A 10841-nucleotide genomic window follows, 5' to 3' on the forward strand; every position below is an offset into this window, starting at 1 on the left:
TTGAGTTTCCAGTGCAGATTACTTATTCTATTCCTACTAGAGCCTCGATCTCGATAATCTTAGATCTCCGCCGCGTGCGATTTCCTCAAATCGATCGTCTAATTCAACAAACACATCCCAATAATCCTGGTGCAATATTTGGGCTGCTTTGGAGATAGTGAGATGTTCGAGTTCGACATTGCGCTTTCCTTTCCATAAGCAATCTGCCAGCGCAACAACTAATTCTTCAAAGCTACATTCTATTCGATCCCATTGTCCATGAGAGCGACAACATCGAGCAATTTTTGGATCTATTCCCCGATTGAGTAACAACTGTTCGCCTGCTAATTCATGCTTATTTCCGCGCTCGATCAGTTCGATTGGATATAATATTTTACCAGTATCATGAAAAGCAACGCCTAGCCTAACCCATTCTGGGTCGAAGGAAAGATTAATTTGTTGAAATTGTAAAATTAAGATTTCGGCTGCTTCAGCAACTAGTTTCACATGCTGAATCAAGTGATGCGATGCGTCTAAATCTTGAAGGATTTTATAAGTATCTTCAATATAATCAAAAGTTTTAAATTGTTGTTTCATCTTTGAAATTTAGAGAGATTGCTCTCCATTCTTTATCTAAATTGCGGTACTAGATAGAATTGCTAAGATTTTATCGATTTCTTTGATATAGTAATCATTAGAATCAATAAAGGCAATTTGTCCTTGTAGCTTTAAAAACTTCCAATCCGTCCCAGTGGTAACTGCACCATATAGAATCTCAGTTGAATTGCCTTCTCTTTGATTGAATAAACGGGCTGCAATCATCGTAGCGATACATTGTCCTAATCCACTAGGAATACTTTCATTTTTTGCTTCGACGATCGTCAGCACAGGGCTATCAATATAATACTGTTCTGGCGATCGACTCAAAATAAAATCACAACGTCCATCTAAACCTTGACTCGGATCGACTTCAAAGCTGCTGCCAGAGAAGATCGAAATTTGGTTTTTAAGTAATCGTCGAACTTCCATTGAAATTGGCATGATGACTAGTTCCGAGCGTGCTTTCTCGGTATTAATCGCACTAGCTAACGGAATTTGATCTTTGAATACGAGTGAAAGCAGATCGCTGGGTTGAATTGGGGTAATTTCCGCAAACAAATCTTGCGTTTCATCTGTGATAATTGCAAAGTCGGATTTAACTTTACTCAGTGTGAAATTACTATACGCCATATTGATTCCACTCGATATTTTGAAATTTGATGGATTAGATCGATCAAGAAAAACTATTTTGGCTCGTATTCCGCACGATTGAAATCGTCGCTAGTGTTTCAAAACCCGCCTACGCGGGTTCGATATCTTAGTCCGCGTAGGCGGACTTTGCATCATGAGCGGCGGTTTCAACCGCTGATTATTTACAACCTGCGAAATACTATTTTACCCCATCAATTCCCGTACATCGGTAACCTTCCCCGTCACCGCCGCCGCAATTACCATCACAGGCGACATCAATAATGTCCGACCGGATGAAGAACCTTGACGACCTTTGAAATTACGATTGGAAGATGATGCACTCAGTTGTCGTCCGACTAATTTGTCGGGATTCATCGCCAAACACATCGAGCAACCAGCCTCGCGCCATTCAAAGCCTGCGTTTTTAAAAACCACATCTAACCCTTCGGCTTCGGCTTGTTTTTTCACCCGCTCGGAGCCAGGGACGATGAAGGCTTTGACTCCAATGGCGACTTGTTTTCCGGCGGCGAATTTGGCGGCTTCGCGTAAGTCGGTGATGCGTCCGTTGGTGCAACTTCCGACGAAGCAAACATCGACTTTGGTGCCGATAATTGGTGCGCCTGGAGCGAGATCCATATACTGGTATGCTTCTTCGGCGATCGCGCGTTCGTCTACAGGCATTTGTGCTACTGTCGGGATGGGTTCGTCTACGCCGATCCCTTGAGCGGGGGTAATTCCCCAGGTGATTGTCGGCGCGATTTCGGCAGCATCGAAGATGACGACATCATCATACTGGGCATCTTTATCGCTGCGGAGGCTTTCCCACCAAGCGACGGCTTTATCCCAATCCTGTTCTTTGGGTGCAAAATCCAGCCCTTTGAGATAATCATACGTCACTCGATCGGGGTTAATATAGCCACAGCGCGCACCACCTTCGATCGCCATGTTACAGACGGTCATGCGGGCTTCCATATCCATTTGCTCGAAGGTGGTGCCAGCGAACTCGTAGGCATAGCCTACGCCACCTTTAACACCGAGTTTGCGGATGATATGTAGAATTACATCCTTGGCATATACTCCTGGCTGGAGAGTGCCGTTGACTTCAATTTTGCGAACTTTTAATTTACCTAAAGCTAGTGTTTGAGAGGCTAAAACATCCCGCACCTGAGAGGTGCCAATTCCGAACGCTATGGCTCCAAATGCGCCGTGGGTAGAGGTGTGACTATCTCCACACGCGATCGTCATTCCTGGCTGTGTTAGCCCTTGCTCAGGGGCGATTACGTGGACGATTCCTTGGCTGCCGGAACCGACGTTATAGAATCTAATGCCATGCTCTTTGGTGTTATTTTCGAGATGTTGCATCATCTCTTCAGCGAGGCTATCGGCGAGGGGGCGCGATTGGTCTTCGGTGGGTACGATATGATCGACAGTGGCAACGGTACGTTCTGGATAAGGGACTTTCAATCCTCGATCGCGCATCATGGCAAAGGCTTGGGGGCTGGTGACTTCATGAATTAGGTGCAAGCCGATAAATAGTTGGGTTTGTCCTGAAGGTAATGTGGTGACGGTATGTGCGTCCCAGACTCGATCGAATAATGTATTTTTGCTCATGGTTTTAATATTTAGAGGGTAGTTTAGGTTGAATTATCAAGTCGTTAATAAATTTAAATAGTACTTACACCTGCTAAGTTGAGTGGGAGTTTTATGGAATTTTACTTAGCAGATATTGAGAAAACTTTTACCATCATTCTCAGAGGAAGTTCGCAGCAATTTTAATATTTCTGGAGTAAGAACGGGCGATTCTTTCAATCGTAATAGATCTTCATTCTCTTTTTCAATCTCCCTCAATACCAAGCAATGATTTTTAATAATTGCTGATATTTTTTTACTGTGCTCTCGATCGTAGTCATCTGGATCTGAGTACTGATTGTATAGCTTTCTAAATTGTAAGATATGAGTTGTATCTATAACCTCTGGATTTCTTGGTTCTTTTCCTTCGCTATCATCATCTAGGCTTGCATATATAATGTATTGCAAGTAGATATCTAGAGAAGAATGGACACAATAAATTACCATTTTAACTATAGCTTCACTCGGCTCGAGACATAAATCGAGAGTGTGACTCAAGCAAGCTGCTGCTTTTTGGGCTTCGTAATTAAACCCTGAATAATTATTATCCTCATCATCTGGAATTATATCTTCGCAATTCAAGGATAATTCTCTAATTTGTTCTCTATCGATATTACTTCCTGATAAAAATGACCAGATCGTGTCGAGAGATTCTCGGAGGATGGGAGCAGTCTCTAAGTTAGATTCTCTGGCAAAGATATTATAATTAGGTATTATTCTCTCGCACACTGATGCACAGAAGGCAAGCTGATGAAAATGAGAGATATCTCTGAAAATTCTCCCGATTCCATTAACATCATAATATTTAATATCCATTTTTGATATTCTCTAGAACCTACAATATTTTCTCTGAAGCTTCTTAGATGGTAGTTTGAGTTGAGAAATAAAACCCAAACCACGGATTTTCTAATCGTTGATAGACGATCCGAAATCGTCTTGGAGAACCCGACTCTAAGGTATCGATAAAATCTTCAAAAGATACTTGAGTCAATCCGGTGGTGGTAAATCTAGTCAATTCATCTTTAGTGAGAGGAAATGGTAAATTTTCGCAAGGATCTTCAGGATTGCGCCCGCGACAGACGACTAATAATTTGCCATTAGGGGCGACAAAATTACCGATCGAATCGATCGCATTGGGGCGAATATTTGCAGGTAATGCTTGAATTGTATAAATTTCAATAACGAGATCGAAACTTAATTTCCACTCGGTTGGGACGGTAAATAAATCGACAACTTGATAATTTACCTGCGAGTCTGGGAATCTCTTATGACACCAATCAATTGCAGTTTGAGATAAATCGAATGCTGTTACTTTAGCACCGAGTTTAGCTAGATATTCGGCATCATCGCCCAACCCACAACCGACAACTAATACCTGTCGATCTTGCACGACTACGTTAGATTTTTCAATCCAGTCTGACAACCAATAATTCAAACCCCGATCTGCCCAAGGGATTGCATCGGCATTTCCATTTGCTTCAGCATATAGAGCTTCAAACCAGCCAGTATAATCTCCCTGCTGATAAGATGCTTGTGATAATTCGCGAACTCGCGTTCTAGAGTTAGTCATAAGTTGTGTTTCCTAATAATATTTAAACTAGCTGCGAATGAAAAAATATATTGTCATACTTATCGCAACAATCGATACAAACCGTCGAATAATTATTGATGGAATCTGGCGGGCAAAGTTGGCAATAAAATAACCACCAAGCGCACCACCGATCGCCATAATAATTGTTTGATGCCAAGCGATGATACCTGCAAATATAAAAGGCACAATCGCGATGCCATTGATACAGGTTCCGAGCCATGTCTTTAGGGCATTCATCGCATGAATATTTCTAATGTTGAAAAAAGTCAGACTTGCCAACATCAAAATTCCAATACCTGCGCCGAAGAAGCCACCATAGATCGCGACTATGAGTTGAGCGACAACTAAATATATTAGCCGTGGCGACTTGGGTGTATCCGCTCGACTGAAAGATTGTAGCCATTGTTTGAAAGATTCACCGAAGATAAATACAACAGTTGCAAGTAATAATAAATAGGGAATTAACTTTTTAAAAACATCTCCAGATGTATAGAGTAACAAAATCGAGCCGAGCAATCCACCGACTAGACTAACGATACTCAAAATTAGCATAGTTCGTCGATCGACATCCAAATCGCGACGATACGCGCCAGCACTTGCCAAACTAGCCACCCATAAGGCAGTATTATTGGTAGCATTAGCCGCGATCGGCGATACTCCAGTAAAGATCAGTGTCGGAAAGCTGATAAAACTCCCCCCACCAGCCACAGCATTCAATCCACCAGCGATAAAAGCGGTTGCAAATAATAAGAAACCATTGAGATATGTGAGTGGCGGTGCGCTCGGCATGATGTTAAAAAATACCTACGATTGAAATCGTGGCTACTATTGCAAAGTCCGCCTTCGCGGACTGGGATATTAGTCCGCGAAGGCGGACTTTGCATCATGAGCGGCGGTTTCTAACCGCTGTGGTTATCGGTAATAATCTAAATTATTCGATTGCGATCGATCTCTATTAATTTGACTTAATCCCGACTAATAAAGCCAACTCTAACCATTTCCAATAACAATCTACATCATCAAATCCAATCTCTCGGAGATAACCTAGCTGAGTTTCGACATCGAGTAACTTATTCGACGGATCTTCATTTTCAGATGTATAACCGATTTTAGTTAGAAACTGAATATGAATATTTTGATTGGGTGAGGCGACGTGTTCGAGATTGGCAAATACACCGCCAGGAGTTAATAAATTAAATATTTCTGCATATAGAGATCGCTTACGATCGTGAGTGACATGATGAATGGCAAAACTCGAAACTATCGCATCAAACTTACCGAGATCTGGTAATCGATCGTCTAAATTGTGACTAACGATCTCGATCGAATTATCACCCTTAAATCTATCCCTAGCTTTTTCCAGCATCACTGGTGAAAAGTCTATGGCAATTCCCGTCGCTGAAGGTCGATCGATTTTTAGTAATGCCATCAGTCTTCCGTCACCAGTTCCCAAATCGAGGATGCGCTGGGCAGATTTGGGGATATAGTCTAGTAATACAGCTTCGCCTTCGGTGCGATGGGGAATACTATCTGCTTTGGCTAGATAACCTAGTGCGTGTGTGGTTGTAGACCAGAGATTCACCATATTGGCTGATGTCAGTAATAAATGGTTGCGGCTGTGTATCTACACTATAGACAAGGTTGTTTGTGCTTGTCCAATATCTATTCCGATTGTTATTAATATTTTAAAAGTATCAATGACGGTGGTAGTCCCGATCGTTATGTTCAGATAGGATTGTGAGAGTGAAACTTATGAATATTAAATCCCCCTAGTCTGTAAAAACTAGAGGGAAGATATGGTGTTCAGACCAACTATTAACCAAAATTATTACAACAACTTATCGACATTCTTAGCGACTTCAAAGAAGTGGGCGACATTTTCTTCAGGTACAGTGGGTAAAACACCATGCCCGAGATTCATGATATGTCCGGTTTTGCCCGCTTTGCGAACCGTATCGACGATCCGATCGCGGATAAAATCATGGGAACCGTACAATGCACAGGGGTCCATATTGCCTTGGACGCCCAAATGAGTGCCAATCCGCTGTCTGCCTACTGCCATATCAACCGTCCAATCGAGACTGACGATATCTACGCCCGATTTACCCATTAGTTCGAGGACGCCTGAGCTACCACTGATATAGAGGATCAGTGGGGTATCGGGATGGGTGGCTTTGACTTGTTGGACTACCCGCTGTTGATAGGGGAGGGCAAAGGTTTCATAGTCTTGGGGACTGAGTTGTCCCGCCCAAGAGTCGAACATCTGGACGACTTGGGCACCACAATCGATCTGATAGCGAACGTAAACCGCGATCGCATCGGCGATTTTGGCGAGTAAACTATGGAGCATCTGGGGTTCGCGGAATGCCATCCCTTTGATGTTGGCGTAGTCTTTGGAGCTTTTGCCTTCGATCGCATAAGCTGCTAATGTCCAAGGTGCGCCGACAAATCCGAGGACGGTGGATTTATTGCCGACTTCGCGCCGGAGGGTGCCGAGGATTTCTTTGATGAAGGGAAGTGACGCTTCGGGATCGAGGGGATGAAGTGCGTCGATTTGTGCCTGAGAGCGAATTGCTGGCTCGATGATCGGCCCTTTGCTCTCGATGATATCGAAGGGGATCCCCACGCCTGGGAGGGGCGTCAGGATATCGGAAAACATGATGACGCCATCGGGTGCAAAGGCGCGCCAGGGCTGGAGGGAGATTTCGATCGCGAGTTCGGCTTTTTCGGAGCGATCGCGAAATGAGGGATATTTGTCCCGCAAATCTCGGTAGACTTTCATATAGCGTCCGGCTTGACGCATCATCCAGACTGGTGGTCGATCGAGTGTGGCACCTTTAGCGGCACGCAACAATAATGGTTCTTGACTGAGATCGGTCATTTGTTAATTTATGGTAATTTTATATAAATTTACTGAGGATGAGTAGGGATAAAACCCGCTCCTACCTTGGATCTATGTACATAGCTCGATCGGCATAACCTCCACAATAGCAAACTAGCTACCCCTTTGTCTTAGAAGCTGTTGCCAATCTTGACGATCGATCTTGCTTTTGTTAGCTGGCTAGTGAGGCTGGGCATACTAAAGCCATCTATCTTGCTAAGTACGATGACAATGCTGACGAAAGATCGACCCCCAATTACTCACGAATGTCCCAGATGTAGTCATAGTCAAGTTTGCCGCGCTCATCGCGTCGGTGGCTGGGATCGAGTCCTCTCTATGCTCAATATCTATCCCTATCGTTGTCGTCAATACTTCTGCAAAAATCGCTTCTACCGTTTTGGCAAAAGTATTTAAATATTAGGTTTGTCAATTCCAAAATCGGGATCGGGCAACTGATGAACTTCGCCTAACCCGATTTTTGCTATGGCAATCGCTAGAGCGGTTAGGACGTTTGGCGAGAATAGATCCCCAACTTCTCCGACTCGACTTTGTCCATTAGAGGCTCTCTTCCGAGAGAGCCTCTAATGGCTGCTCCGACTCACTTGTTGTCGATCGAACTCAAATCTCTCGATCGCTTACAGAGCAATGATTTGGAATTAAACCCGAGCGCCAAACAGAGATAGTCCGTTTTAATATCAGCCCGATTTCTTGAACTCTTACTGCCGCCCAAACGGAGCAAACTTGTAAATGGTCAAAGTCGAGTCCGAGAAGTCGGGGATCTGATATGTTCTAACAACCTAATTATCAATTCTCAATTCTCAATTCTCAACTATCTAATAACTATCAGTCGGATTAACTAGTCTGAGTAACTTCTGCTTGATTTGATTGTCGAAGACTTCCCACTTCATCTTGGAAAACTCACTGTTGTCATTGAATCCGCACAGGAAGCCGACGGGGATCTCAAAACCACCAGCAGTAAATCGTCCGCCACCAAAGAAACGTCCCTCACTATTTTTGCCAAATGCTTCTTTGATAAACTCATCTGGATCGAGAGTTAATTTGGACGTGCGGAGGGAACCAATCACTAATTCGACTTCATCATCCTCATCCCGAACGATGCCGTAGACAACCGCCGTATGGACGTTTTCCTCTGTAACTAGGAAATCTGCTGCTTGGGGAATTGCATCGCGATCTTCGTAGCGTAGATAGCCGACACCTGCGATCGAAAAGTTATTCTGGACGACGCGATTGGTGAGCGATCGCTGGATCACTTCCATCACCCGTTTCGATCGATGTACCTGTAAGATCGCATTGAGCAATTGTGCATCATAGAAGCGACTCAGATACCCAGCGGCTAAGAAGTCCTCTTCCTGTGCCTGCATCAGGCGATTGGTATCCGATCGCAAGCCGTGCATTAGTGCTGTAGCACATTTGACATGTTCGCTGATACTGCTATCGAGCTTGAGCAATCCCGCCTGGAGATATTGAGTCAGGATGGTGGCTGTTGCTCGCGTCGAGGGGCGAATATCGACAAATTCGGCATTGAGATCCTCTTGAAGACTATGATGGTCGATGATGACCGTAATTGGAATTCCTGCCTGACGGACTATTTCTAATAATTGACAGGTAGTACCTTGGTTGTCGATCAGCACGCAGCCCTGATAATTAGCAAGATCTTTTTCCTTGAGATTGGCAGCGGCAATCTTTTTGGTGGGCAATCCTGTCAGTTTGACAAGGGCGATGTTTTCCTGGTGACTGAGTGCGCCAGCATAGACTAAATCGCAGTTAATGTTGTATTGCTTGGCGATGAGTTGATATGCCCAAGCTCCCGACAGCGCATCTGGGTCGGGAAAGTCTTGCAATAGCACCAGTTGACGTTCGCCGCGATGACGTTCTAATGTCGCTTTGAGGGCTGCTACGCGGATATCCTCTGTCGGCAAATCGCTACGGGTGTCGATCGCGGTTGCTCCATTGGTAGCAGATGGCGCGAACTTGGTGGCGACCGCACTTACATTACTACCTTCACTATCTAATCTCAGTTGTGGCGGCTCGACATCTGGATCTGTCAGCTTTGTCATTTCTAGCAAACCACGCACAGAATTCAGATCCATGCCAGCAGCTTGACCATTGAGAGGCTTAATCGAATTTAAAGACATCTAATTCAGCAGAGGTATAATATCTCTAACTAACTATCATAGACAACTGCGATCGGATTGGCAATTAGCGATTTTACCTAACTTGACCGCTGAGGCGATCGACTCTTTGCCTAGCAATAGTCGTGAGGATTGGAACGCTACCGCTACAGCGATTCACGTCCGACCTGTTATCACATCAGTATTTAGATCGCTTTGGTTAAATAAAGCACATCCTCTCACTATAGCCGTTGCAGTAAATTCAATCCATGCGTATCTGTGCCACATGTATGTAATAAGTTGTAACTATTACCCAAGCGTTTGACTGTTTCTGTCTGCTCAAAGCTAGAAATCCACGGGCTAGGATTGTTGTAGGCGTAGTAAGTTTCCACACCATCAATGCCCAATGATACGGCGGTCGGGATCAGTTCTTCTGGCGATCGACGGTACCGAGATGGGTGCGCCAAGACGACGATCGCGCCAGCCTGATGTAGTGCGGCAATTACCCGTTCGGCTCTAGCATCTACGCCCCGAGGTTCGCGCCCAGTCAGATATGGGGCTAGACTTGGTTCTAGCGGATCGAAGCCATAACCGAGAATATGGACATCGACAGGGGGCAGATACGCCGTAATTTCGATGCCCGTCCACAAATGCGGGGCGGTGTTTGCCAGACTGGAACTGCGCTCGGACGAGCGCAGTTCCAACCATTTAGCCGCACGATAGTAACCATCTAGACAGTGATGATCGGTAATCGCCATCCCCTGCAACCCAATCTCTACCGCCTGCGTCATCAGAGCTTCTGGTGTCAGTTTGCCATCAGAGCAATTGGTGTGCATGTGAAAGTTGTAATGCCTCGGACAACTATCCGCCTGAATGTTGGTGAAGACTTGTCGCAGTAAGGTGGTGTTTTGTGCTGAGTGCTGATGCTCCATAACTGGGGATGTACGATGGTACTTACCGATGCTGGTCGAGGTGGTTGCTATAAAAGTGTGCTGTCTATATATCTCAAGATTACCCCAATCGTTGCAAAACTTTATGAGAATAGCCGCAATCGCTCTCTCAGAATTTGCCAAATTTCCAACAATACTCCTTTAATTGTAACGGTCTGTGGGCGATTGAGTGCGGACTACTGTCGATCGCCACAGCGATCGATCCGTTACCTGGCAACGGATGTGGAGCTTTACTAGATCTTTTTTAAGTTGCGTTCGCTAAGTTTAAGGATGTTTTAAGATTTCTTACAGGTTTGAGTGGTTCCAAGCTTACTAACCTGAGTTCGATGAAGTTTTGTCTCCTCAAACTCAGGCATTTCAACACTTTTAGGCTAACAGCAGAATTTTTTCAATTTTTGGCACATTAAAATCCACCATCAATATCATTAATAGTTGAAAAAACATTGATT

At 44.4% G+C, this 10841-nt stretch carries 12 protein-coding genes; 2 read left to right on the forward strand and 10 right to left on the reverse strand.

All coding sequences use genetic code 11. The annotated features are described in order from the left end of the window. Window positions 1-36 precede the first annotated feature (36 nt). The 8 genes from ACEW9I_RS02575 to hemE form a co-directional block, all read right to left on the reverse strand. Window positions 37-576: an HD domain-containing protein gene (locus ACEW9I_RS02575; RefSeq protein WP_373538812.1), complete on the reverse strand. Its 540-nt coding sequence runs from the start codon at window positions 574-576 to the stop codon at window positions 37-39. A 36-nt stretch (window positions 577-612) separates the two neighbouring features. Further along, on the reverse strand, window positions 613-1209 hold the full coding sequence (locus ACEW9I_RS02580) for a hypothetical protein (protein ID WP_373538813.1): 597 nt from the start codon (window positions 1207-1209) through the stop codon (window positions 613-615). 204 nt (window positions 1210-1413) lie between these two features. After that, complete coding sequence (gene leuC / locus ACEW9I_RS02585) at window positions 1414-2820, reverse strand: 3-isopropylmalate dehydratase large subunit (protein ID WP_373538814.1); 1407 nt, start codon at window positions 2818-2820, stop codon at window positions 1414-1416. Between the two features lie 105 nt (window positions 2821-2925). Beyond that, the gene (locus tag ACEW9I_RS02590; protein WP_373538815.1) at window positions 2926-3654 is read right to left on the reverse strand and encodes a DUF416 family protein; all 729 of its coding nucleotides are present in this window, start codon (window positions 3652-3654) and stop codon (window positions 2926-2928) included. A 43-nt stretch (window positions 3655-3697) separates the two neighbouring features. Next, a complete protein-coding gene (locus ACEW9I_RS02595) occupies window positions 3698-4408 on the reverse strand; it encodes a class I SAM-dependent methyltransferase (RefSeq protein ID WP_373538816.1) in 711 nt (236 codons plus the stop codon). 27 nt (window positions 4409-4435) lie between these two features. Continuing rightward, window positions 4436-5218, reverse strand: coding sequence for a sulfite exporter TauE/SafE family protein (locus ACEW9I_RS02600; RefSeq protein WP_373538817.1), 783 nt, complete (start codon window positions 5216-5218; stop codon window positions 4436-4438). A gap of 166 nt (window positions 5219-5384) precedes the next feature. Continuing rightward, a complete protein-coding gene (locus tag ACEW9I_RS02605; RefSeq protein WP_373538818.1) occupies window positions 5385-6014 on the reverse strand; it encodes a methyltransferase domain-containing protein in 630 nt (209 codons plus the stop codon). Between the two features lie 243 nt (window positions 6015-6257). Further along, a complete protein-coding gene (gene hemE, locus ACEW9I_RS02610) occupies window positions 6258-7310 on the reverse strand; it encodes a uroporphyrinogen decarboxylase (RefSeq protein ID WP_373538819.1) in 1053 nt (350 codons plus the stop codon). A 225-nt stretch (window positions 7311-7535) separates the two neighbouring features. Here hemE and ACEW9I_RS02615 point away from each other — a divergent pair, with 225 nt between their 5' ends. After that, window positions 7536-7724, forward strand: a complete 189-nt coding sequence (locus ACEW9I_RS02615; RefSeq protein ID WP_373538820.1) for a hypothetical protein — start codon at window positions 7536-7538, stop codon at window positions 7722-7724. A gap of 419 nt (window positions 7725-8143) precedes the next feature. Here ACEW9I_RS02615 and ACEW9I_RS02620 read toward each other — a convergent pair whose 3' ends face one another. Both ACEW9I_RS02620 and ACEW9I_RS02625 read right to left on the reverse strand, forming a co-directional pair. Continuing rightward, the gene (locus ACEW9I_RS02620) at window positions 8144-9466 is read right to left on the reverse strand and encodes a bifunctional oligoribonuclease/PAP phosphatase NrnA (protein ID WP_373538821.1); all 1323 of its coding nucleotides are present in this window, start codon (window positions 9464-9466) and stop codon (window positions 8144-8146) included. A gap of 218 nt (window positions 9467-9684) precedes the next feature. Then, window positions 9685-10374 (reverse strand): PHP domain-containing protein, encoded by a 690-nt coding sequence (locus tag ACEW9I_RS02625; RefSeq protein WP_373538822.1) that lies wholly within the window; start codon window positions 10372-10374, stop codon window positions 9685-9687. Between ACEW9I_RS02625 and ACEW9I_RS02630 the strand changes: the two genes are divergently transcribed. Then, entirely contained in the window at window positions 10366-10629 is a 264-nt protein-coding gene (locus tag ACEW9I_RS02630) for a hypothetical protein (RefSeq protein ID WP_373538823.1), read from the forward strand. The two genes, ACEW9I_RS02625 and ACEW9I_RS02630, sit on opposite strands and share 9 nt — an antisense overlap. Window positions 10630-10841 lie beyond the last annotated feature (212 nt).

The sequence above is a fragment of the Chamaesiphon sp. genome, from assembly GCF_041738855.1.
In the GTDB taxonomy this organism is placed as follows: domain Bacteria; phylum Cyanobacteriota; class Cyanobacteriia; order Cyanobacteriales; family Chamaesiphonaceae; genus Chamaesiphon.

What these genes read in the sequence shown, in the direction of transcription:
- ACEW9I_RS02590 (WP_373538815.1), bottom strand. Translation starts at nt 3,654, where the DNA reads ATGGATATTAAATATTATGATGTTAATGGAATCGGGAGAATTTTCAGA.
- ACEW9I_RS02605 (WP_373538818.1), bottom strand. Translation starts at nt 6,014, where the DNA reads ATGGTGAATCTCTGGTCTACAACCACACACGCACTAGGTTATCTAGCC.
- leuC (WP_373538814.1), bottom strand. Translation starts at nt 2,820, where the DNA reads ATGAGCAAAAATACATTATTCGATCGAGTCTGGGACGCACATACCGTC.
- ACEW9I_RS02630 (WP_373538823.1), top strand. Translation starts at nt 10,366, where the DNA reads ATGCTCCATAACTGGGGATGTACGATGGTACTTACCGATGCTGGTCGA.
- ACEW9I_RS02625 (WP_373538822.1), bottom strand. Translation starts at nt 10,374, where the DNA reads ATGGAGCATCAGCACTCAGCACAAAACACCACCTTACTGCGACAAGTC.
- ACEW9I_RS02580 (WP_373538813.1), bottom strand. Translation starts at nt 1,209, where the DNA reads ATGGCGTATAGTAATTTCACACTGAGTAAAGTTAAATCCGACTTTGCA.
- ACEW9I_RS02600 (WP_373538817.1), bottom strand. Translation starts at nt 5,218, where the DNA reads ATGCCGAGCGCACCGCCACTCACATATCTCAATGGTTTCTTATTATTT.
- ACEW9I_RS02615 (WP_373538820.1), top strand. Translation starts at nt 7,536, where the DNA reads ATGACAATGCTGACGAAAGATCGACCCCCAATTACTCACGAATGTCCC.
- ACEW9I_RS02620 (WP_373538821.1), bottom strand. Translation starts at nt 9,466, where the DNA reads ATGTCTTTAAATTCGATTAAGCCTCTCAATGGTCAAGCTGCTGGCATG.
- ACEW9I_RS02575 (WP_373538812.1), bottom strand. Translation starts at nt 576, where the DNA reads ATGAAACAACAATTTAAAACTTTTGATTATATTGAAGATACTTATAAA.
- hemE (WP_373538819.1), bottom strand. Translation starts at nt 7,310, where the DNA reads ATGACCGATCTCAGTCAAGAACCATTATTGTTGCGTGCCGCTAAAGGT.
- ACEW9I_RS02595 (WP_373538816.1), bottom strand. Translation starts at nt 4,408, where the DNA reads ATGACTAACTCTAGAACGCGAGTTCGCGAATTATCACAAGCATCTTAT.